This is a genomic window from Ideonella alba, from assembly GCF_018069845.1.
Taxonomy (GTDB): domain Bacteria; phylum Pseudomonadota; class Gammaproteobacteria; order Burkholderiales; family Burkholderiaceae_C; genus Ideonella; species Ideonella alba.
In genome coordinates, this window is record NZ_JAGQDD010000002.1 from 301527 (window position 1) to 324328 (window position 22802).

20 protein-coding genes are annotated in these 22802 nt (G+C 71.1%); 11 read left to right on the forward strand and 9 right to left on the reverse strand.

The features are described 5' to 3' along the window. Positions 1–2: 2 nt before the first annotated feature. Positions 3–872, reverse strand: coding sequence for a hypothetical protein (locus KAK03_RS05105; RefSeq protein ID WP_210852100.1), 870 nt, complete (start codon positions 870–872; stop codon positions 3–5). Between the two features lie 212 nt (positions 873–1084). Between KAK03_RS05105 and nudB the strand changes: the two genes are divergently transcribed. The 4 genes from nudB (at position 1085) to KAK03_RS05125 (ending at position 5574) form a co-directional block, all read left to right on the forward strand. Next, a complete protein-coding gene (gene nudB, locus KAK03_RS05110; RefSeq protein WP_210852101.1) occupies positions 1085–1561 on the forward strand; it encodes a dihydroneopterin triphosphate diphosphatase in 477 nt (158 codons plus the stop codon). Then, entirely contained in the window at positions 1561–2361 is an 801-nt protein-coding gene (locus tag KAK03_RS05115) for an endonuclease/exonuclease/phosphatase family protein (protein WP_210852102.1), read from the forward strand. The genes nudB and KAK03_RS05115 overlap by 1 nt, the downstream gene beginning before the upstream one ends. An 80-nt stretch (positions 2362–2441) precedes the next feature. After that, positions 2442–3656: a cardiolipin synthase ClsB gene (clsB, locus tag KAK03_RS05120; protein ID WP_247664214.1), complete on the forward strand. Its 1215-nt coding sequence runs from the start codon at positions 2442–2444 to the stop codon at positions 3654–3656. A gap of 238 nt (positions 3657–3894) precedes the next feature. After that, entirely contained in the window at positions 3895–5574 is a 1680-nt protein-coding gene (locus KAK03_RS05125; protein ID WP_210852103.1) for a multiheme c-type cytochrome, read from the forward strand. A gap of 63 nt (positions 5575–5637) precedes the next feature. Here the strand turns inward: KAK03_RS05125 and hutF are convergent, their stop codons facing one another. The 5 genes from hutF to hutC form a co-directional block, all read right to left on the reverse strand. Then, positions 5638–7017 (reverse strand): formimidoylglutamate deiminase, encoded by a 1380-nt coding sequence (hutF, locus tag KAK03_RS05130; protein ID WP_210852104.1) that lies wholly within the window; start codon positions 7015–7017, stop codon positions 5638–5640. Then, complete coding sequence (gene hutG / locus KAK03_RS05135) at positions 7014–7826, reverse strand: N-formylglutamate deformylase (protein ID WP_210852105.1); 813 nt, start codon at positions 7824–7826, stop codon at positions 7014–7016. Before hutG ends, hutF begins: the two co-directional genes overlap by 4 nt. A gap of 64 nt (positions 7827–7890) precedes the next feature. Further along, positions 7891–9093: an imidazolonepropionase gene (gene hutI / locus KAK03_RS05140; RefSeq protein ID WP_210852106.1), complete on the reverse strand. Its 1203-nt coding sequence runs from the start codon at positions 9091–9093 to the stop codon at positions 7891–7893. After that, positions 9090–9659 (reverse strand): HutD/Ves family protein, encoded by a 570-nt coding sequence (locus KAK03_RS05145; RefSeq protein WP_210852107.1) that lies wholly within the window; start codon positions 9657–9659, stop codon positions 9090–9092. Before KAK03_RS05145 ends, hutI begins: the two co-directional genes overlap by 4 nt. Then, positions 9656–10372 (reverse strand): histidine utilization transcriptional repressor HutC, encoded by a 717-nt coding sequence (gene hutC, locus KAK03_RS05150; RefSeq protein ID WP_210852108.1) that lies wholly within the window; start codon positions 10370–10372, stop codon positions 9656–9658. Before hutC ends, KAK03_RS05145 begins: the two co-directional genes overlap by 4 nt. Positions 10373–10468: 96 nt before the next feature. On the opposite strand from hutC, the gene hutU reads away from it, so the two are divergent. Further along, complete coding sequence (gene hutU / locus KAK03_RS05155; RefSeq protein ID WP_210852109.1) at positions 10469–12169, forward strand: urocanate hydratase; 1701 nt, start codon at positions 10469–10471, stop codon at positions 12167–12169. Positions 12170–12185: 16 nt separating this feature from the next. Here hutU and KAK03_RS05160 read toward each other — a convergent pair whose 3' ends face one another. Further along, positions 12186–13163 (reverse strand): Bug family tripartite tricarboxylate transporter substrate binding protein, encoded by a 978-nt coding sequence (locus KAK03_RS05160; protein WP_210852110.1) that lies wholly within the window; start codon positions 13161–13163, stop codon positions 12186–12188. 95 nt (positions 13164–13258) lie between these two features. On the opposite strand from KAK03_RS05160, the gene hutH reads away from it, so the two are divergent. Continuing rightward, on the forward strand, positions 13259–14809 hold the full coding sequence (gene hutH, locus KAK03_RS05165; protein ID WP_210852111.1) for a histidine ammonia-lyase: 1551 nt from the start codon (positions 13259–13261) through the stop codon (positions 14807–14809). Positions 14810–14830: 21 nt separating this feature from the next. Here the strand turns inward: hutH and KAK03_RS05170 are convergent, their stop codons facing one another. After that, on the reverse strand, positions 14831–15220 hold the full coding sequence (locus KAK03_RS05170) for an urease accessory protein UreE (RefSeq protein ID WP_210852112.1): 390 nt from the start codon (positions 15218–15220) through the stop codon (positions 14831–14833). A 192-nt stretch (positions 15221–15412) separates the two neighbouring features. Between KAK03_RS05170 and glgC the strand changes: the two genes are divergently transcribed. From glgC to KAK03_RS05195, 5 genes are read left to right on the forward strand one after another with little or no spacing between them, the layout of a single operon-like run. Further along, a complete protein-coding gene (glgC, locus tag KAK03_RS05175) occupies positions 15413–16690 on the forward strand; it encodes a glucose-1-phosphate adenylyltransferase (RefSeq protein WP_210852113.1) in 1278 nt (425 codons plus the stop codon). Next, positions 16690–18156: a glycogen synthase GlgA gene (gene glgA / locus KAK03_RS05180; protein WP_210852114.1), complete on the forward strand. Its 1467-nt coding sequence runs from the start codon at positions 16690–16692 to the stop codon at positions 18154–18156. Before glgC ends, glgA begins: the two co-directional genes overlap by 1 nt. 2 nt (positions 18157–18158) lie before the next feature. Further along, positions 18159–20654, forward strand: a complete 2496-nt coding sequence (locus KAK03_RS05185) for a glycogen/starch/alpha-glucan phosphorylase (RefSeq protein WP_210852115.1) — start codon at positions 18159–18161, stop codon at positions 20652–20654. A gap of 39 nt (positions 20655–20693) precedes the next feature. Further along, positions 20694–21020, forward strand: coding sequence for a hypothetical protein (locus KAK03_RS05190; protein ID WP_210852116.1), 327 nt, complete (start codon positions 20694–20696; stop codon positions 21018–21020). A gap of 52 nt (positions 21021–21072) precedes the next feature. Then, entirely contained in the window at positions 21073–22050 is a 978-nt protein-coding gene (locus tag KAK03_RS05195; RefSeq protein WP_210852117.1) for a recombination-associated protein RdgC, read from the forward strand. A gap of 6 nt (positions 22051–22056) precedes the next feature. On the opposite strand, the gene KAK03_RS05200 is transcribed toward KAK03_RS05195, so the two are convergent. Next, positions 22057–22761 (reverse strand): hypothetical protein, encoded by a 705-nt coding sequence (locus KAK03_RS05200; protein ID WP_210852118.1) that lies wholly within the window; start codon positions 22759–22761, stop codon positions 22057–22059. Positions 22762–22802: the final 41 nt, after the last annotated feature.

The following is a 22802-nucleotide window of genomic DNA, read 5'->3' on the forward strand; positions in this document are numbered from 1 at the left end:
TGTCAGTAGGCGTGCACGGCGAACACGTGCACCAGCGCGCAGATCACCATCAGGTAGACAAAGGGCAGGTGCAGCACATGCCACAGCGAGAACAGCCGTTCCCAGGACGCGAAGTGCGCCACCCGCAGCACCGCGGCCAGGTGGCGTGCCGCCAGCGCGCGCCACTCCTGGCGCAGCTCGCGCAGTGCCCGCGTGCGGCCCTGATCGCGCTCGACCTGGCGGCAATGGCGGTCGATCTCGCGGCGGGTGGCGCGCAGCACGCCGCGTGAGCGCCACCACAGGCGCAGCATCGGCCACGGCGAGGCGCCGCTGTGGCGGTGCGGGGCGTCTTCCACCGCGTGTTCAAAGTCCAGCAGGCGCGTGGCGGCCTCTGGCGGGAAGCTTGCGGCGTGCGTCAGCGCCTGGTGGCTGCTCTGCACCGACTGCCGCAACTCGGCCAGTTCCGTGCGGCGCTGGGTCAGGCCGTGGTGAACCTGCACGTACAGGTAGCGGCCGACGATCCCGCTGCCCGCCACCACCAGCATCGACAGCAAGGCCACTGCCGCGTTGATCGAGCCGATGCGGAAGTTGCAATGCACCAGCACCAGCCACGGACCCGCCAGGCCCAGCAGCATGTGGGCGATGAACCACGCCCGGGTGTTGCCCCAGCCGCGCATCCAGCGCACCCGCTTGCGCATCGGGTACAGGAACAGCGCCAGCATCGCCAGGCCGCCCGCCACGCCGATCCAGTAGCCGGCGTCGGAGCCGGCGTCCAGATCCGCCCAGCGCCCGACCTGCCAGGCGCTGGCGACGCCCAGCAGCACACCGGCGGCCACGGTCAGACCGTGGCGCCAGGGCGCAGGTTCAGCGGAGCGGAGGGTGGTGGTGTTCACGGCAGCCGGATGTAATGTGCGAGTTGCACATTTATTCTAAGGGATCCCGGGTCCCGTGCGGGACCGGTGTGGTGTCCAACCGTGTGCAAGCGCACAAGCCAGCACATCCGAGCGGTCCCGGCCGGCATGCTCGCGGAAGTGGCTGACGGCCGTCTTAGCGGGTCTTGGCCGTGCCGCAGCCGGCCGGATTCACCCTTGGATACCATTCCGGCATGACCCCAGCCGTCCCAGACCCGCGTCCGCCCAAGATCCCCGAATCGGTGCTGGTGGTGATCCACACCCCCGATCTGCAGGTGCTGCTGCTGGAGCGCGCCGACGCGCCGGGCTACTGGCAAAGCGTGACCGGCTCGAAGGACAGCCTCGACGAGGCGCTGGCCGAGACCTGCCGCCGCGAAGTGCACGAGGAAACCGGCCTGGTGGCCGAGCCGGCGTGGCTGAGCGACTGGCAGCTGTCCAACGTCTACGAGATCTATCCCCGCTGGCGGCACCGCTACGCGGCGGGGGTGACGCACAACACCGAGCACGTCTTCGGCCTGTGCCTGCCGGCGCCCCAGCCGGTGCGCCTGGCGCCGCGCGAGCACACCGCCCATGTCTGGCTGCCCTGGCGCGAGGCGGCTGACCGCTGCTTCTCGCCCTCGAACGCCGAGGCCATCCTGCAACTGCCCAGCCGGATCGGGGGTGGCCGTTGATGCGTGCCTCAGCCTTCGGCCACACCAGCACGCACGGCAGCGGCGTGCTGCGGGTGGCCACCTACAACATCCACAAGGGCGTGCGCGGACTGGGCCCGCGCAAGCGGCTGGAGATCCACAACCTGGGTCTGGGCATCGAGGCGCTGGACGCCGACATCGTCTGCCTGCAGGAGGTGCGGCTGTTCCACCGCCGCGATGCCCAGCGCTTCGACCACACCTGGTTCGGCTGGCCCGAGGAGGGCCAGGCCGAGTTCCTGGCGCCCGAGGGCTATGCCTCGGCCTACCGCACCAATGCGGTGACACGCGATGGCGAGCATGGCAACGCGCTGCTGTCACGCTGGCCGTTGGGCGAGGTGGGGCACCATGATGTCTCGGACCACCGCTTCGAGCAGCGCGGCCTGCTGCATGTGCCGGTGCTGTGGCAGCAGCTGCGCGTGCATGTGGTGGTGGCCCACTTCGGCCTGATCCATGCCAGCCGGGTGCGCCAGGTCCACCGCCTGGCCGACTACCTGGCCGCCGAGGTGCCTGCCAACGAGCCGCTGCTGGTGGCCGGTGACTTCAATGACTGGGGCGAGCGCCTGGACGTGCCGATGCGTGAGCGCTGCGGCCTGCAGCGTGCACGGGCCCCGGCGGGGGCGATCGACCAGCGGCTGACCTTCCCGTCGCGGGTGCCGGTGTTCGCGCTCGACCGGGTCTACCTGCGCGGGCTGCGCTGCCTGAACACGATGGTGCCGCGCGGCACCGCCTGGGCGCGGATGTCCGACCACCTGCCGCTGCTGGCGGACCTGGAGCCCGTCTGAGCCGGCCCGCCGCACCGACCGGATCGCCGCACGGGGGGGGCGCCGGCACCGCCTGGTACTGGCACGCCCAGCCGGTCTTCCTGGGCGGCAACGAGGTGCAGCTGCTGCAAGGCGGCGATGCGCTGTTCCCGGCGATGGAGGCGGCGATCGCACGGGCCCGCCACGAGATCTGGCTAGCCACCTACATCTTCCACCACGACCCCAGCGCCGAGCGCATGGCCGCGGCGCTGGCCGCCGCCGCGGCACGCGGCGTGCGGGTGCGGGTGGTGGTCGACGGCTTCGGCTCGCACGCCAGCCTGGCCCGGCTGCAGCAATGGCTGCAGCCGCAGGGCGTGGCACTGGCGGTGTTCCGGCCGCTGGAGCGCTGGTGGAACTGGCTGCAGCCGGGGCAGCTGCGCCGGCTGCACCAGAAGCTGTGCGTGGTCGACGGCGAGGTGGGCTTCGTCGGCGGCATCAACGTGATCGACGACCGCGTCGACCTGAACCACGGGCCGCTGGACGCGCCGCGGCTGGATTTCGCGGTCGAGGTGCGCGGCCCGGCGGTGCTGCCGATCGAGCAGGCCTCGCGCGCCGTCTGGACACGCGCCGCCTTTGGCCGCGACTGGCAGGGCGAGATGCTGGCGCTGGCGCGCAGCGCGAAGCCGATGAGCGGCCTGCGCCGGCTGCTGCGCTCGGTGCGTCTGATGCCGCCGCTGCCGGCGTTGCCGCAGCGGCCCGACCCGGTGCAGGTGGCGCTGGTGGTGCGCGACAACCTGCGCCAGCGCCGCGCGATCGAGCGGGCCTACATCGAGGCGATCGACGGCGCGCGCCAGCGTGTCGACCTGATTTCGCCGTACTTCTACCCCGGCCAGGGCTTCCGACGCGCGTTGCGCCGCGCCGCCCGGCGCGGTGTGCAGGTGCGGCTGCTGCTCCAGGGCCGGCCCGACTACAGGCTGGCGGCCACCGCGGCGCGCGTGCTGTACGACGAACTGCTGGGCCAGGGCGTGCAGATCTTCGAGTACACGCCGGCCTTCCTGCACGCCAAGGTCTGTGTGGTCGACGACGACTGGGCCACCGTGGGCAGCTCCAACATCGACCCGCTGTCGCTGCTGCTGAATCTGGAGGCCAACCTGCTGGTGCGCGACCGCGCCTTCGCCGCCACTACCGCGGCGGCCTTCGAGCAGGCGGTGGCCTTGTCGCAGCGCGTGACCGACGCGCCGCTGGGCCGTGGCGCCTTCGCCGCGCTGCGCCGCGGCCTGATCGCCTCGCTGGCCCACTGGTACCTGCGCATGGCGGGCCTGAGCGGCCGCTACTGAGGCGGCCTGCGCTGGGGCGGCCTCCAGCGGGCCGTGGCCCCCGCGGGCCCGCTGAGGCCGAGGTGACCCTGCACCGTTGTGCGGCGACACAGAAGCACACCATTGCGCTCAACATATGTGTTGACAGCACATTCTGTTGAGCGGAGCATCCGTGTCCAACCCACCTAGATACCCACGCCCGTTGGGGTATATGGCCGTTCACACCGCACCGGCGATCTGCCCCCGGAGGACCCACACGATGCGACCCTTGACCCTGTGGTCCCGCCTGCTGGCGGGCCTGGCACTCAGCAGTGCCGCCCTGTTGCCGGCCCAGGCCGCTGTCCTCAAGGTGGTGGGCTGGAACGATCTGGGCATGCACTGCATGGACTCCGACTACTCGGTGTTCAGCATCCTCCCGCCGTTCAACACGCTGCATGCGCAGGTGATCGACACCACCAACAACAAGCTGGTGACCAGCGGTGTCACGGTCAGCTTCGAGGCGCTGGCCGACCTGGGCGGCTCGCGCAACACCTATTCGGTGGGCAAGACCAATTTCTGGGATTTCGCCAAGCCGCTGTATGGCGCCGACCTGCCTCCGGGCATCGGCCTGACCGGCCTGGGCACCGCGGGCGTCACACCGCAGGCCATGAGCTGGCAGGCCACGCCGGCGATGTGGGAGGCGGTGGGCATCCCCATCACCCCGGTCGATGACACGTTCAAGAAGAACACCTACCCGATGACCAAGGTGGTGGTGCGCGACAGCACCGGCACCGAGGTGGCGCACGCCCGTGTGGTCCTGCCGGTCTCGGACGAGATGACCTGCGTGGCCTGTCATGCCTCCGGCTCGCAGGACGCGGCCAAGCCGGCACGCGGCTGGGTCTACGACCCGCGCGGACCCGAGAAGGACTACCGCCGCAACATCCTGGCACGTCATGACGACCAGCATCTGGGGACGGCCAAGTACAAGAAGGCGCTGCTGGCCGCCGGATACTCGAAGAAGGGCCTGCTGGATTCCGCGGACGGCGGTCACCCGATCCTGTGCGCGGCCTGCCATGCCTCCAACGCACTGCCCGGGACGGGCCAGGTCGGCATTTCGGCCATGACCTCCGCCACGCACACGCTGCACGCGTCGGTAATCAATCCCAACACGGGCCTGAAGCTGGGCGACGACAAGGACCGCGGCGCCTGCTACATGTGCCACCCGGGTGCTGAAACCAAGTGCCTGCGCGGCGTGATGGGCAACGCCACCGGCCCGGATGGCCTGCCCTCGATCCAGTGCCAGAGCTGCCACTCGACGATGGCCAAGGTCGGCTCGCCCAAGCGCGTGGGCTGGCTGCAGCAACCCACCTGCCAGGCCTGCCACTACGACGGCAAGCGCGACCTGATGGCGGTGAATGCCAAGGGCCAGGTCAAGACCCCGGCCGACACCCGCTTCGCCACCAACGCCAACGTGCCGGCCCCGGGCTTCAACCTGTACCGCTTCAGCAAGGGCCACGGCGGCCTGCAGTGCGAGGCCTGCCACGGCTCCACGCACGCCGAGTACACCAGCTCGCACGACGGCGACAACCAGGTGTCCGTCGACACCCAGGGCCATGTCGGCACGCTCAGCGAGTGCAGCGCCTGCCACAGCAACCTGCGCACCACGGCCAACGGCGGTCCGCATGGCCTGCACACCATCGGCCAGGCCTGGGTGGGTGGCCACGGCAATGCCGCCGAGCGCGATCGTCAGGCCTGTGCGTACTGCCACGGCGCCGACTTCCGCGGCTCGCCGCTGGCCAAGACCGCGGCCGTCCGCGACTTCAATGCCGATGGCAAGAAGAAGCACTACGAGGCCGGCACCCAGGTGACCTGCTACGACTGCCACAACGGCCCGGGAGGCAATCTGGCCCGCAAGGCCCAGCGCGCCGAGGCCACCCGGCTGGTCACCGCCGCGCACTGAGCGGCTGAGCGCACCCCCGCACGGCGGCCCGCGGGCCGCCGTGTGCCTTTCACCGTGGGTATGTCAGACGGACTGCCACAGCCGCTGCATCACCGCCGCCAGGCGCTCGGCGGCGGCCTCGCGGCCGGGCTGGTGGTTCGACTGTCGCACCCAGGTGCCGGCCACCATCACGTCGCGCCAGGGCCGTGTGGGCGCCGAGAACACCAGCGCATCCAGCCGATGACTGGCCGGGATGCCGGTCAAGGCCGGGTCGTCCGCCGCCATCACCAGCAGATCGGCGCGCGCCCCCGGCGTCAGGCCCCAGGCCGGCAGGCCCGCAGCGGCGGCACCAGCCTGGCGCGCCGCTTCGAACAGGCGGGCCGCGGTGGCCGGCTGCGATCGCGCCGGATCAGCCGCCAGGTTGCGCTGCCGACGGGCCAGGCGCTGGCCCCACTCCAGCCAGCGCAGTTCCTCGCGCCAGTCGCGCGTGACCTGGCTGTCCGAGCCCACCGCCACCGGCACACCGGCAGCCAGCCAGGCCGACAGGTCGGTCAGGCCGTCACCCAGGTCGGCCTCGGTGCCGGGGCAGATCACCACGCCGGCGCCGCTGGCTGCCACGCCGGCGACCTCGGCGGGCGTCGCATGCGTGGCGTGGACCAGTTGCCAGCGGGCATCCAGCAGCTGTTCGTGCAGCAGCCACTCGATCGGCCGTCGGCCGGTGGCGGCCAGGCAGTCGTCGACTTCGCCGGTCTGTTCGGCCACGTGGATGTGGATCGCACCGGACCAGCCCGCGGCCAGGTGGGCCAGACGGTGGATGGACTCGGGCGCGGCGCCGCGCAGCGAATGGATCGCCAGGCCGGCGTCGAAGCGCGCATCAGCCTGGGTGCGCAGGCGCTGGCTGGCCGACCAGACCTCGTCGGCGCCCAGCCGGAAGCGCGCCTGGTCGGGCCGCAGTGCGCCGTGGCGGAAGCCGGCGCGCTCGTACAGCACCGGCAGCAGCGTCAGGCCGATGCCGCTGGCACGCGCGCTGTCGCGCAATGCCCAGGCCATGGCCAGCGGGTCGGCATGCGGCTGACCGTCGGCCTGGTGCTGCAGGTAGTGGAATTCGCAGACCTGGGTGTAGCCGCCCTCGATCAGCTCATGGAACAGGTGGGTGGCGATGTCGCGCACCTCGTCCACGCTGACCTGACCGGCCACGCGGTACATGCGGTCGCGCCAGCTCCAGAAGTCGTCGCTGTCCTGCTCGCGCCGCTCCGACAGCCCGGCAAAGGCGCGCTGGAACGCGTGGCTGTGCGCATCCACCAGGCCCGGCAGCCCCGGGCCGGCCAGGCGCTCGGCGTGCGGCGGGCAGGGCTGGTCGGCGACGATGCGCGCCCAGCAGCCGGCGCCGTCGACCTCCAGCAGCACCTGGTCCTGCCAGCGGCCATCGACCCAGGCCTGCGGGGCCCACAGCAGGCGGCTCATCGCGCCGCCCCGTGCGCCAGCATCGTGCGCAGCAGCCCGTCCAGCACCGGCTGCAGGCGCGCCACGCGGGCCGCATCCAGCCGCGGCTCGCCCTGCGCGGGCATGGCCTCGTCCATCGCGCATTGCCAGCCCATCTCCAGCTGCACGGCCTGCACGCCCTGGGCCGGCTGGCCGTAATGGCGGGTGATGTAGCCGCCCTTGAAACGGCCGTCGACCACCCAGCTGAAGCGGTCCTGGGCTGCCAGGACCTCGCGCAGCGCGTCGCGCAGCGCGGGCGTGGCGGCCTGGCCGTCGGCGGTGCCCAGGTTCAGGTCGGGCAGGCGCCCGTCGAACAGCCAGGGCAGCTCGGGGCGGATGCTGTGGCCGTCGAACAGCAGCGCATGGCCGTGCTCGGTGCGCAGCCGGGCCAGCTCAGCGGCCAGGGCCTCGTGGTACGGACGCCAGTAATGCTCGCGGCGGCGGGCGATCTCGGCGGCGTCGGGCGCCTGGCCGGGGCGGTAGATCGGCAGGCCCTCGAAGTTGCGCGTGGGGCACAGCTCGGTGTTGTTCGCACCCGGGTACATCGGGGCGTCGGTGGGCGGTCGGTTCAGGTCGATCAGGTAGCGTGAATGGCGCGGCACGATCAGGCTGGCGCCCAGGTCGCGGGCGAAGGCGTAGAGCTCGTCCAGGCACCAGTCGGTGTCCTCGACGCGCAGCGCGCGCTCGGTGTAGCGCGGCTGCTGGTCCAGCGGCAGCGCGGTGCCGGCATGCGGCACGCTGACCAGCAGCGGCCGGTGGCCGCGGTGCAGGGTGAAGACGGGATGGGTCACGGGTCAGTCCTCCGTGCGGCGCACGGCGGTGTGCGCGCGGGGTAGCGGCACCGGCCCGGCGCGCTCATGCGGTCTCCCGGCCGGCCACCCAGGTGCGGCAGGTGGGGCGTTGACCAAAGGCATAGGCCAGCGTGCGGGGGTGATCGATGTCGAAGTGGGCGAGGTCGGCGCGTTGGCCTGGCTGCAGCGTACCGCGGTCGGCCAGCCCCAGCGCGCGCGCGCCCTCGCGGGTCATGCCCGCCACGGCCTCCTCAGGGGTCAGGCGCAGCAGCGTGCAGGCCAGATGGATCATCAGCAGCGGCGACAGCGTCGGCGAGCTGCCGGGGTTGTGGTCGGTGGCCACGGCGATCGGCACGCCGGCGGCGCGCAGTCGCTCGATGGGTGGCAGCTTCGTCTCGCGCAGGAAATGGAAGGCGCCGGGCAGCAGCACCGCCACGGTGCCGGCGGCGGCCATCGCGGCGATGCCCTCGTCGCTGAGCCATTCCAGGTGGTCGGCGCTGAGTGCACCGAAGCGTGCCGCCAGCGCGGCGCCGCCGCTGTCGCTGAGCTGCTCGGCATGCAGCTTGACCGGCAGGCCCAGCGCGCGGGCCACCTCAAACACCCGCTCGACCTGGGCCGGGCTGAAGGCGATGCGCTCGCAGAAGGCATCGACCGCGTCGACCAGGCCCTCGGCCTGCCAGCGCGGCAGCCAGGTGCAGACGGCGTCGATGTAGTCATCGGCGCGACCGGCGTACTCGGGCGGCAGCGCATGCGCCGGCAAGGCGGTGGTGCGCACCGTCTGGCCCGTGGCTGCGCCCACTGCGCGCGCCACGCGCAGGCAGCGCGCCTCGTCGGCCTCGGTCAGGCCGTAGCCGGATTTGATCTCCAGTGTTGTCACGCCTTCAGCGCGCAGCGCGCGGGCGCGGCGCAGGGCCCCGTGCAGCAGGTCCTCGTCGGTGGCGCTGCGGGTGGCGCTGACGGTGGCGCGGATGCCGCCGCCCTCGCGGGCGATCTGCTCGTAGCTGATGCCTTGCAGACGGCGCTCGAACTCGGCCGCGCGGTCGCCGCCGTAGACCAGGTGGGTGTGGGCATCGACCAGGCCCGGCAGCAGCACGCCGCCGTGCAGGTCGATCACCTCGTCGTTGCGCGCGTCGGCCGGCACCGCATCGGCGGGGCCCACCCAGACGATGCGTCCGTCCTCGGCCAGCAGCGCGCCATCGGCCATCCAGCCCCAGGGGCTGGTGCCGTCCATCGTCGCGATCGCCGCACCGCGCCACAGCTGCCTCATCGGGTGCCTCCGCGCGGCAGGGCCAGCCAGTAGGCGGGTGCACTGGCACCGGCCAGTTGCCAGGCGTGCGGGTCGTCCTCGCTCCACAGCAGCGTGCCGGCGGGCACCGCCAGCGGCGCTTCGCCTGCACGGCGCAGCCAGGCGTGGCCATGGCTGTACAGACCGCGCCAGCGTGGGCCCGGCGGCAGGCCCAGCGCCAGTGCCCAGGCGATGCAGCCGGGGCCCTCGGCGTGGCGCACCATCAGGTTCAGGTCGCGCGTGGGACCGTCCAGCGGCTCGCAGTGCGGCGCTTCGGCGCCATCGAAGGCCAGCGGCGGGCTGTCGGTGCTGAGCGTCTGGCGGTGCGCGCCGAAGTGCAGGCGCACGCCGGCACCTTCGAGCACCGCAAAACCGCGCCAGTGGCCGGGCCAGGGCGAGAAGGGCCCGGGCGAGCGCACCTCGGCCACGCTGACGCGCAGCGTCCAGTCGTCAGGCCCGGGCCAGGTCAGCAGGGTGCGGGTGCTGCCGCCGCCGTTGCGCCAGGGCTCCGGCGCGGCCTGGTCCAGGTGGATGCGGTGGATCGTCATGGCTGGAAATCTCCCTGCAGCTGGTAGCGGGCGCCGGGATGCACCAGCCGGGCCAGCGTGATCGGTCCCTGGCGGCTGAAGGTGCGGCGCACGATCACCAGGCAGGGATCCCCCCGGCCGATGCCCAGCCACTGCGCTTCCGGCGCGGTCGGCAGCGCGGCCTCGACCTGGTACTGCGCGCGCCACAGCGCGGTGGCGCCGAACAGGTAGTGGGTGGGGGTGATGCGGGTGAAGTCCTGTGCCAGGTACTGCGGCGCCTCGGCCGGGTTGACGTAGCGGTCCTCGCACTGCAGCGCGATGCCGTTCTCGCGGTGGACGATCACGGTGTGGAACACCATGGTGCCCTCGGCCACGCCCAGCTGCGCGGCCAGCGCCGGCGGCGCCGCCTCCTCGCGCTGCAGCATCACCTGGGCCTCGTGCTGGTGGCCGCGCTCGGCGATCTCCTCGTGCAGGTCACGCAGCATCAGCGTGGACGAGACCTTGTGCAGCGCCGCCGCGAAGGTGCCCACGCCCTGCAAGCGGTCGACCAGGCCCTCGGCCTGCAGCTCCTTGAGTGCGCGGTTGACGGTCATGCGGCTGACGTGGAACTGCGCGACCAGCTCGGCCTCGGAGGGCATCTGCGCGCCCGGCGGCCAGTCACCGGCGGCCAGCCGATCCTTCAGGTGCTGCTTGACCTGTGCATAGGGCGCTTGCGGGGATCTGGGGGAAACCATGGTGGCGGATCGTACTTGCATAAACCTGTCTAGACAAGTAGAGTCCATCCCCATCGCACGGCGACCTGACCGCCGCGCACCCTGCCGGAGACCGCCATGACCAACCTGTCGCACCCCCATGCCACCCCGCGCGTCGTCAAGGCGCCCACCGGGTCCACGCTGCACTGCAAGAGCTGGCTCACCGAGGCCGCCTACCGCATGCTGCAGAACAACCTGGACCCGGCGGTGGCCGAAAACCCCGATGCGCTGGTGGTCTATGGCGGCATCGGCAAGGCCGCTCGCGACTGGGACTGCTTCGAGCAGATCCTGGCCTCGCTGCGCACGCTGAACGACGACGAGACGCTGCTGGTCCAGAGCGGCAAGCCGGTGGGCGTGTTCCGCACCCACGTCGATGCGCCGCGGGTGCTGATCGCCAACTCCAACCTGGTGCCCAAGTGGGCCACCTGGGAGCACTTCCACGAGCTCGACCGCAAGGGCCTGATGATGTACGGCCAGATGACCGCCGGCAGCTGGATCTACATCGGCAGCCAGGGCATCGTGCAGGGCACCTACGAAACCTTCGTCGAGGCGGCGCGCCAGCACTTCAATGGCGTGGCCGCTGGCAGATGGATCCTCACCGCCGGCCTGGGTGGCATGGGCGGCGCGCAGCCGCTGGCGGCCACGTTCGCGGGTTTCTGCTCGCTGAACGTCGAGTGCCAGCAAAGCCGCATCGACTTCCGCCTGCGCAGCCGCTACGTGGATGAGCAGGCCACCGACCTGGACGACGCACTGGCCCGCATCGCCCGCTACACCGCCGAGGGCCGGGCCATCAGCATCGCGCTGCTGGGCAATGCCGCCGAGATCCTGCCCGAGCTGGTCAAGCGCGCCCAGGCCGGTGGCCTGAAGCCCGACCTGGTGACCGACCAGACCAGCGCCCACGACCTGGTCAACGGCTACCTGCCGGCCGGCTGGACGGTGGCGCAGTGGCGCGCCGCCCAGGCCGATGACCGCCAGCACGCCACGCTGCGCGCCGCCGCCGCCCAGGGCTGCGCGGTGCATGTGCAGGCGATGCTCGACTTCCAGGCCATGGGCATTCCCACGGTGGACTACGGCAACAACATCCGTCAGGTCGCCTTCGACCAGGGCGTGAAGAACGCCTTCGATTTCCCCGGCTTCGTGCCCGCCTACATCCGCCCGCTGTTCTGCCGCGGCAAGGGCCCGTTCCGCTGGGTGGCGCTGTCGGGCGACCCCGAGGACATCCGCAAGACCGACGCCAAGATGAAGGAACTGTTCCCCGAGGACGCCCACCTGCACCGCTGGCTCGACATGGCCGAGGAGCGCATCGCCTTCCAGGGCCTGCCGGCGCGGATCTGCTGGATCGGCCTGGGCGAGCGCCACCGCGCCGGCCTGGCTTTCAATGAGATGGTCCGCAGCGGCGAACTCAAGGGCCCGATCGTCATCGGCCGCGACCACCTGGACAGCGGCAGCGTGGCCAGCCCCAACCGCGAGACCGAGGCGATGATGGATGGCTCCGACGCGGTGAGCGACTGGCCGCTGCTCAACGCGCTGCTCAACACCGCTGGCGGCGCCACCTGGGTCAGCCTGCACCATGGCGGCGGCGTGGGCATGGGCTATTCGCAGCACTCGGGCGTGGTGATCGTCTGCGACGGCACCGACGCGGCGGCCAGGCGCATCGAGCGTGTGCTGTGGAACGACCCCGCCACCGGCGTGATGCGCCACGCCGACGCTGGCTACGAGATCGCCCGCCAGTGCGCGCGCGAGCACGCGCTGAACCTGCCGATGCTGCCCCGGGCCTGAGCGAGCCGCCGACGTGTCAGTCCAGTTTGGTCCCCGAGGCCTTGACGGCCGCCGCCCAGCGCGGCATTTCCGTGGCCAGGAAGCCGCGGAAGGCCTCATGGTCCAGGAAGGCCGGATCGGCGCCCTGGCTGACCATGCGGGTGCGGATGTCGGGCGTCTCGAGCACCGCCTTGAAGGCGCCCGAGAGCTTCTCCAGCACCGGCCTGGGTGTGCCCGCCGGCGCCAGCACGCCATAGAAGCCCACCACGTCGAAGCCCTTCAGGCCCGACTCGATCAGCGTGGGCGTGTCGGGCAGCGCGGCGCTGCGCTCGCGGCTGGTCACGGCCAGCGCGCGCAGCTTGCCGGCCTTCACGTACTGCGCGGCCTGCGGCACCGACTCGGCCATCAGCTGCACCTGGCCGGCGATCAGGTCGGTGAAGGCTGGCGCGCTGCCGCGGTAGGGAATGTGGACGATGAAGGTGCCGGTGGCCTGCTTGAACATCTCGGGCACCAGGTGGCTGATGCCGCCGTTGCCGGCCGAGCCGTAGTTCAGCCGGCCGGGCTGGCTCTTCGCCAGCTTCACCAGTTCGGCCACGCTGTTGGCGGGCACGGCCGGGTTGACCACCAGCGCCAGCGGCTGCTGGGCGGTGCGCGCCACCGGCGCGAAGTCCTTCAGCGTCTGGTAGCTGAGCTTGCTGTAGACGGCCGGGTTGATGACCATCGTGCCGGTGTTGGCCATCAGCAGTGTGTGGCCATCGGGTTCGCTCTTGGCGACGAACTCGGCGCCCACGGTGCCGCCGGCGCCGGCCTTGTAGTCGATCACCACCGGCTGGCCCAGGCGCTTGCCCAGTTCATCGGCCAGCAGCCGCGCATGCGCGTCGAGCGGGCCGCCGGCCGGAAAGCCGATGATGATCTTCACCGGCTTGCTGGGAAAGGCCTGCGCCTGGGCTGCGAGCGGCCCGCCGGCCAGGGCGAGCGCCGCGAGGGCGCCGAGCGTCAGTCGTCGTGGTTGCATCTGGACATCCTGGCCGCACGCGGCCGACAAAACCGCGATGTTGGCGCCGCCGCGCGCCACCATCCCTCCGTATTCCCCCTGTCGATGGAATCCCCATGAGCCTTGAGCTGACCCTGGTCCCCGGCGCGCTGACGCTGGAGCAACTCACCGCCATCCACGCCGCGCCGCTGCGCCTGGTGCTGGACGACGCCGCCCGCCCGGCGATCCGCGCCAGCGCCGCCGTGGTGCAGGCCGCGGCGGCCGGCGACGCGCCGGTCTACGGCGTCAACACCGGCTTCGGCAAGCTGGCCAGCACGCGCATCAGCGCCACGGACCTGGCGCTGCTGCAGCTCAACCTGATCCGCAGCCACAGCGTGGGCGTGGGCGAGCCGCTGGCCGCGCCCGTGGTGCGGCTGATGCTGGCGATGAAGGCGGCCAGCCTGGCGCGCGCCCATTCCGGCGTGCGCGAGCTGGTGATCGACACCCTGCTGGCGGTGCACAACGCCGGCCTGGTGCCCTGGGTGCCGGCGCAGGGCTCGGTGGGCGCCTCGGGCGATCTGGCGCCGCTGTCGCACATGACGCTGGCGCTGCTGGGCGAAGGCCACTTCAATGTGGACGGCGCCAAGGTACCGGCGGCGGGCCTGCTGGCCCAGCACGGCATCGCGCCGCTGGCGCTGCAGGCCAAGGAGGGCCTGGCGCTGATCAACGGCACGCAAACCTCCGCAGCCCTGGCGCTGCACGGTGTGCTGGCTTTCGAGCCGGTGCTGGAGAGCGCGCTGGTGATCGGGGCCCTCACCGTGGACGCTGCGCGCGGCAGCGACGGCCCCTTCGACCCGCGCATCCACGCGCTGCGCGGCCAGCCCGGCCAGATTGACGTGGCCCAGTACTACCGTGCGCTGCTGGCCGGCAGCGCGATCCGCCAGTCGCACACCGACGGCGACGACCGTGTGCAGGACCCGTACTGCCTGCGCTGCCAGCCCCAGGTGGTGGGCGCCTGCCTGGATCAGCTGCGCCACGCCGCGCTGGTGCTGGTGCGGGAGGCGAACGCGGTGACCGACAACCCGCTGGTGTTTTTTGAAGACGGCAGCATGGTCAGCGGCGGCAACTTCCACGCCGAGCCGGTGGCCTTGGCCGCGGATGCCTGCGCGGTGGCCATCGCCGAGGTGGGCGCGATCGCCGAGCGGCGCATCGCGATGCTGATCGACGCCGGTGTCTCGCGCCTGCCGCCCTTCCTGACCAGCAACGCCGGCCTGAACAGCGGCTTCATGATCGCCCATGTCACCGCCGCGGCGCTGGCCAGCGAGAACAAGTCGCTGGCCCACCCGGCCAGCGTCGACAGCCTGCCCACCAGCGCCAACCAGGAGGACCATGTCAGCATGGCCACCTTCGCCGCGCGCCGCCTGCAGCCGATGATCGACAACGTGGCCCGCATCCTGGCGATCGAGTGGCTGGCTTCGGCCCAGGGCATCGAGTTCCTGCGACCGCTGGCCAGCTCGGCCGTGCTGGAGCGCGCCCACGCGCTGCTGCGCGCCGAGGTGCCGGCGATGCCGGTGGACCGCTACCTGGCGCCCGACATCGATGCCGCCACCGCGCTGGTGCGCCGGGGCGCGCTGAGCGAGCTGTTCAAGGCGATGCCGGGACTGCCGGCGCTGTGGGTGCCGGTCTGACCGGCTGACGCCGACGCGGCCTCAGTGGTCGTGGCCGCAGCCCGGGCCATGGACGTGCCCGTGGTCATGGCTGTGTGAGTGACCGTGGTCATGGTCGTGACCGTGGTCGTGGCCACATCCGGGCCCGTGCACGTGCGGCGCCACCGCCACCTTGACCGGAATCGCCACCGGGTCCGGCGTCTCGCCGGCGGCCGGCTGCACCGTGATCAGCGAGCCATCGCTGGCCAGCAGCACATCGCCGGTGCGCATGCCGGTGGGCAGGTTCACCGCCAGGGTGCGTCCCTGGCTGTCGGTGCCCTCGAACTGGCCGCTGCGTCGCTGCGCCTGCGGCACCGCCACCGTGGCAGCGCGCTTGAGCAGCACGGCGGCCAGGCCCTGGCCCTGGGGGACGAGTTTCGAGATGGTCAGCATGGCGGCGGCGGATCCGGGCGGGAAAAAGCGCATCCTACCCCCGCTGGCATGCGAGTTGCGTGCACAAGGGCTTGACGACAGCCCGGTTTCATCGCGGTTACAGCCGAGTGGTGCGGGCACGGGCACGGTGCAGAATCGGTGACGGACGATGGCTGCCCCGCCAGGTCGTCCGAGAAGACCGAGGAGACACCCATGAGCAGCGCCCCGTCCACGCCCGATCCCCGCAGCCTGGCCCGCCGCACCCTGGCCCTGGTGCTGGCCGGTGGCCGCGGTTCGCGCCTGAAAGACCTGACCGACCGCCGCGCCAAGCCGGCGGTGCACTTCGGCGGCAAGTTCCGCATCATCGACTTCGCGCTGTCGAACTGCGTCAACTCGGGGCTGCGCCGCATTGGCGTGATCACACAGTACAAGTCCCACTCGCTGCTGCGCCACCTGCAGCGCGGCTGGAGCTTCATGCGCAACGAGATGAACGAGTTCGTCGACCTGCTGCCGGCCCAGCAGCGCCGCAACGAGGAGGACTGGTACCGCGGCACCGCCGATGCGATCTGGCAGAACCTGGACATCATCCGCAACTCCACCCCGCCCGACTACATCGTCATCCTGGCCGGCGACCACATCTACAAGATGGACTACTCGGTGATGCTGGCCGACCATGTGGCCGGCGGCCGAGGCGTCACCGTGGGCTGCATCGAGGTGCCGCGTGAAGACGCCAGCGGCTTCGGCGTGATGGCCATCGACGACAGCCGCCGCATCACCGCCTTCATCGAGAAGCCGGCCGATCCGCCCGCCATGCCGGGCAACCCGGCGATGTCGCTGGCCAGCATGGGCATCTACATCTTCAGCGCCGACTACCTCTACCGGCTGCTGGACGAGGACGCCGCCAACCCCGATTCCAGCCACGACTTCGGCAAGGACCTGATCCCCAAGGCGGTGGCCGAGGGCCAGGCGCTGGCCCACCCCTTCGGCCTGTCGGCGATCGCCAACCCGCCGTACTCGCGGCCCTACTGGCGCGACGTGGGCACAGTGGACGCGTACTGGGCGGCCAACCTGGACCTGGCCTCGGTGACGCCCGAGCTGAACATGTACGACCGCGACTGGCCGATCTGGACCTACCAGGAACAGCTGCCGCCGGCCAAGTTCGTCCACGACGAGGCCGACACCGGACGTGTCGGCCAGGCGATCAACTCGCTGGTCTCGGGTGGCTGCATCGTCTCGGGCGCCACGGTCAAGGACTCGGTGCTGTTCTCCAACGTGCTGGTGCGCAGCTTCTGCCGGCTGGAGAAGTGCGTGGTGCTGCCCGATGTGCACATCTCACGCGGCTGCCGGCTGCGCAATGTGGTGATCGACCGCCGCTGCCGCCTGCCTGAGGGCCTGGTGATCGGCGAAGACCCGGTGCTGGATGCCAAGCGCTTCCACCGCAGCGAGGGCGGCATCGTGCTGGTCACGCGCGACCGTCTGGCCCAGCTCTGATGGCTGCCGCTCCCCGCATCCTGCAGGTCTGCGCCGAGATCTTCCCGCTGCTGAAGACCGGCGGGCTGGCCGACGTGGCCGGCGCGTTGCCGGGAGCCCTGGTGGCCGAAGGGGCCGATCCCCGGGTGCTGCTGCCGGGCTTTGCGCCCATCCTGGCGGGCCTGCAGGACGCCCAGGAGGTGGGCTGGCTGCCCGCACGCGGCCAGGTGCCCGCCGCGCGTCTGCTGACCGGCCTGCTGCCGGCCTGCGGCGGCGTTCGGGCCTATGTGATCGACGCCCCGGACCTGTACCAGCGCGAGGGCGGCCCCTACGCCGACGCCCGCCAGCAGCCCTGGGGCGACAACCACCTGCGCTTTGCCCGGCTGGGCTGGGCCGCGGCGGAGTTGGCCGCCGGTGTCGACCACTTCTGGACGCCGCAGGTCGTGCACGCCCACGACTGGCACGCCGGACTGGCGCCCGCCTGCATGCGGGCGCTGGGCGTGCGCGCCGGGGCGCTCTACACCATCCACAACCTGGCCTACCAGGGCGACTTCGACGCCGCGCTGTTCCCGTCGCTGGGCCTGCCCGCGGTGCAGTTCCAGCCCGAGGGCCTGGAGTTCTGGGGCCGGGTCAACTTCATGAAGGCCGGCCTGTACTACGCCGACCGGCTGAGCACCGTCAGCCCCAGCTACGCCCGCGAGATCCAGCACCCGGAGCAGGGCATGGGCCTGGACGGCCTGCTGCGAGCCCGCGCCGAGGTGCTGCACGGGGTGCTCAACGGCGTCGATCCGGCAGTCTGGCATCCGGCCACCGATGCGCTGATCCCCGCCCGCTACGACGCCGCCAGGCTGGCCGGCAAGGCGCGCTGCAAGGCGGCGCTGCAGCAGCAGCTCGGCCTGACCGAGGACGCCGCGGCGCCGCTGTTCTGCGTGGTCAGCCGCCTGACCGAACAAAAAGGCCTGCACCTGATGCTGCAGGCGCTGCCGGCACTGCTGGAGCGCGGCGCTCAGTTCGCGCTGCTGGGCAGCGGCGACGCCTGGATGGAGCAGGCCTTCCGCGACCTGGCGGCCGCACACCCGAGGGCTGCGGCGGTGCGCATCGGCTATGACGAGCCCTTTGCCCACGGCCTGATTGCCGGCGCCGACGCGATCGTCGTGCCCTCGCGCTTCGAGCCCTGCGGCCTGACCCAGCTCTATGGCCTGGCCTACGGCACGCTGCCGGTGGTGCGTCGCGTGGGCGGCCTGGCCGACACCGTCACCGATTGCGCCCTCGAGAACCTGGCCGACGGCACGGCCACCGGCATCGTCTTCGACGCCTTCGACCCGGCGGCCCTGGACGCTGCGCTGCGCCGCGCCCAGGCCCTGCACCAGCGCAAGGCCGACTGGAAAGCGGTGCAGCGCACCGCCATGGCCCGTCGCCACGACTGGCAACCGGCCGCCCGCGACTACCTCCACCTCTACCACCTGATCACCGACGCCCGCCGCTGACCATGGACCTCAACCAGTTCGAAACCCAGTACGACCACCTGGCCGCCGATGTGCCCGCGCTCAAGCGCGCGATCGCCAACAAGCTGATGTACCAGGTGGGCAAGGACCCGATCTCGGCCCGCCCCGAGGACTGGCTGCAGGCGGCCGCCTACGCGGTGCGCGACCACCTGGTCGAGCGCTGGATGACCACCACGCGTGCGCAGTACGCGCAGGACGTCAAGCGCGTCTACTACCTGTCGATGGAATTCCTGATGGGCCGCGCCTTCGGCAACGCCCTGCTGGCCACCGACCTGCTCAAGCCGCTGAAGCAGGCGCTGACCGAGCTGGAAGTGGACGTGGACGCCCTCTTCGAGCTGGAGCCCGACGCCGCGCTGGGCAACGGCGGCCTGGGCCGGCTGGCGGCCTGCTTCCTCGATTCCATGGCCACGCTGGGCGTGCCCGGCTTCGGCTACGGCATCCGCTATGACTACGGCATGTTCCGCCAGCTGATCCAGGATGGTCGCCAGGTGGAGTCGCCCGACTACTGGCTGAAGAACGGCAACCCCTGGGAGTTCCCGCGGCCCGAGGTGACCTTCCGCGTGCGCTTTGGCGGCCGGCTGGAAGAGCAGGGCAGCGGCGCCGCCACGGTGGTGCGCTGGGTCGACACCGAAGACGTGCTGGCCATGGCCTACGACACCATCGTCCCTGGCTACGGCACGCTGGCCACCAACACGCTGCGCCTGTGGAGCGCCAAGGCCACCGAGGAGATGAACCTGCGGGCCTTCAACCAGGGCAACTACTTCGGCGCGGTGGAAAGCAAGAACCACAGCGAGAACGTCTCGCGGGTGCTCTACCCGGACGACTCCACGCTGTCAGGGCGCGAACTGCGCCTGCGCCAGGAGTACTTCTTCGTCAGCGCCAGCGTGCAGGACCTGGTGCGCCGCTACCTGCGCACCCACGCCAGCTTCGAGCGCCTGGCCGACAAGGTCAGCATCCACCTGAACGACACCCACCCGGTGCTGGCCATCCCCGAGCTGATGCGTGTGCTGCTGGACGAGCACCGTCTGCCCTGGGCCCAGGCCTGGGCGCTGTGCCAGAAGGTCTTCAGCTACACCAACCACACGCTGATGCACGAGGCGCTGGAGACCTGGCCGATCGACATGTTCGGCCGCGTGCTGCCACGCCACCTGCGCATCATCTTCGACATCAACGCGCATTTCCTGGGCGAGCTCACCCGCACCCACGGGCACGACGTGGAGCTGATGCGCCGCCTGTCGCTGATCGATGAATCGGGCGAGCGCCGCGTGCGCATGGCCTACCTGGCGGTGGTGGCCAGCCACTCGGTCAATGGCGTCTCGGCGCTGCACTCGGACCTGATGCAGCAGAGCATCTTTGCCGACTTCGCGCGCCTGTGGCCGGAGCGTTTCAACAACAAGACCAATGGCGTCACGCCGCGGCGCTGGCTGGCCCATGCCAACCCCGGCCTGGCCACGCTGCTGGACAGCCGCATCGGCCATGGCTGGCGCCGCCACCTGGACGAGCTCTCGGGCCTGAAGGGCGCACTCGACTTGCCCGGCTTCCTGGGCGCCTTCCGGCGCGTCAAGCGGCAGAACAAGGAGCGCCTGGCGGCGCTGGTGGCGCGCCAGCTGGGCGTGGCGCTGAACCCCGACGCGCTGTTCGATGTGCAGGTCAAGCGCATCCACGAGTACAAGCGGCAGCTGCTCAATGTGCTGCATGTCATCACCCGCTACCAGCGCATCCTGGCCCATCCGGACGGCAACTGGGTGCCGCGCGTGGTGGTCTTCGCGGGCAAGGCCGCCTCGGCCTATGTGATGGCCAAGAACGTGATCCGCCTGATCAACGATGTCGCCCGCGTCGTCAACGCCGACCCGCGCGTGGGCGACAAGCTCAAGGTGGTCTTCATCCCCAACTACAGCGTCAGCCTGGCCGAGGTCATCATCCCGGCGGCCGACCTGTCCGAGCAGATCAGCACCGCCGGCACCGAGGCCAGCGGCACCGGCAACATGAAGTTCGCCCTGAACGGCGCGCTGACCATCGGCACGCTGGACGGTGCCAACGTGGAGATGCGCGAGCACGTCGGCCCCGACAACATCTTCATCTTCGGCCACACCACGCCCGAGGTGGCCGAGCTGAAGGCGCGCGGCTACCACCCGCGCGAGTGGGTGGAGAAGGATGGCGAGCTGGGCGCCGCACTCGAGGCCATCCGCAGCGGCGTCTTCAGCCCGACAGAACCCGAGCGCTACCAGGCCGTCTACGACACCCTGGTGAACTGGGGCGACCACTACCTGCTGCTGGCCGACTACCGCAGCTATGTGGACACCCAGGACCAGGTGGACGCGCTGTACCGCAGCGCCGACGAGTGGACCCGCAAGGCGGTGCTGAACGTCGCCGGCATGGGATTCTTCAGCGCCGACCGCACGATCGGCGAGTACGCCCAGGACATCTGGCGCAGCGCGCCGGTGCAGCTGCCGCCGCTGCGGCGCGGGGGGACCGCGTAAAATCGCGCGATCTTTTCCTCGCCCCCGAAGGCACCTCCCTTGGACCTGAAGCTTCCGATCCGCATCATCGACGAACTCGACGACGACATCGTCGAGTCCACCGGCATCCTCGACCTCGCCAGCGGCGAGATCTTCGACGTCAAGCTCTCCGACAGCAACGATCCGCCCTATGAGGGCTTCCCCGCCGAAGACGAGAGCTACGATTTCACCAGCGGCGTCCTGAGCAATGGCAAGAAGGACGTGGAGTTCCGCATCGAGGTGGACGTGGTGGGCCAGCGCTACTCGGTCACGCCCAGCGAACTGCTGGAGCTGAAGGGCCGCGCCGCCAAGCTGTTCTCCGCGCCTCCGGGCACCTCCACACGCTGAGCCCCGCCCCGGGACGGCTTCTCCTGCTGCACCGCTGCGGCGGTGCCATGCCATGTTCAAGAACCTGATCGTCTACCGCCTGGCCCCCGAGTGGCAGCCCGATGCCACCGCTGCCGAGGCCGCGCTGCAGGCCGCGCGCTTCATGCCCTGCGGCCTGACGCAGCCGGTCTCGGCCGGCTTCGTCGAGCCGCGTGGCCAGGCCCATGGCCCGCTGCTGGAGCTGGTGGGCGGCCAGTGGCTGCTGAAGCTGCAGACCGAGTCGCGCCTGCTGCCCTCGGCCGTGGTCAAGCGCCGCGTCGATGAACTGGCCGAGCAGATCGAGCAGCAGACCGGCCGCCAGCCCGGCAAGCGCGAGAAGCGCGAGCTCAAGGACCAGGCCACGCTGGAGCTGCTGCCCCAGGCCTTCACCCGCCAGGGCGCGACCCGCATCTGGATCGACCCCCAGGCCCGCGCGCTGATGGTGGATGCCAGCAGCGCCAAGCGTGCCGAGGACGTGGTGACACTGCTGACCAAGGCGCTGCCCGGTTTCGGCGTGCGCGCGCTGCAGACCACGCTGTCGCCCGCCGCCGCGATGGCCGCCTGGCTGCTGGAGGGCGAAGCCCCGGCCCCGTTCCACCTGGAGCGCGAGTGCGAGCTGAAGGCGCCTGATGAAGTGCGCGCCACCGTGCGCTACACCCGCCACCACCTCGACATCGACGAGGTGCGCGAGCACATCAAGGCCGGCAAGCAGGCCACCAAGCTGGCGCTGGGCTGGCGCGGCCGCGTGGCCTTCATCCTGACCGACACGCTGCAGGTCAAGCGCATCGCCTTCGACGATGTGGTCTTCGAATCCACCAAGGGTTCCCAGACCGCGCCCGAGGAAGCCTTCGACGCCGACGCCGCGATCGCCACCGGCGAGCTGGCGCCGCTGGTGGCCGAGCTGATCGAGGCGCTGGACGGCGAGCTGGATGAGAGCGCGGGGCCGGCGGTGCCGGCCAGCGAGCCCGCCGCGGTCGCGACCGCGGCCGAAGAATCCGCGCCCTGGGACTGAGGCCCGCTACTGGTAGGTGTAGCCCGACTCTCCGGTGATGTTGGCGCCGGTCTTGTTGGATGACATCTTCAGCCGGACCATCTTGTCGATCCCCGCGGACGGGGACCGGGTGCCCCAGAAGTCGCCGCGCACCCGGCTGCTCACCGACAGGTACAGCGGGAGCCGGGTGCCTGCCGTGGTCTTGACGCGCACCGACACTGTGCCCGAGACGTCGGGGACGGTTCCGGAGACATCGCTGCAGACGCTCTTGCCCGCCAGACCGATGCACACGCCCACGAAGTGGAAATCGTCCATCGGGCCTGGCGTGCTGGTACTCAGGCTGACCTTGGCCGTGTAGGTCATCGGCTCGCCCACCGCGACACCGGGTGCGGCCGCAATGATCCCGTCGAAGACCCATGCGTTGGCCTCGCAGCTGGCGCTGCCGATCATGGTCAAGGGGTAGTTGGCGCTGGCGACCGACGTCTGCACCCGGCCGAAGGACGCGCTGGTGCTGCATCGAGACCAGAAACCGTCAGCCAAGCCGCCCTCCGCGGCTGCGGTGTAGGTCGACAGCGCATTGCCGACGTTGTGCTCGGTCAGATCGTAGGGCGGCTGGCTCCCCAAGCTTCCTCCGACGGCGTGGGCCTTGACATCCACATAGACCTGGGCGTGGGCCGGTCCGCTGCTGGACAGCAACAGGACGAGAGGGAGCAGGATCTGAGCGTGACGCATCAAGATCTCCAGGGAATGGACACCGGCCCGAGCCTAGGCCC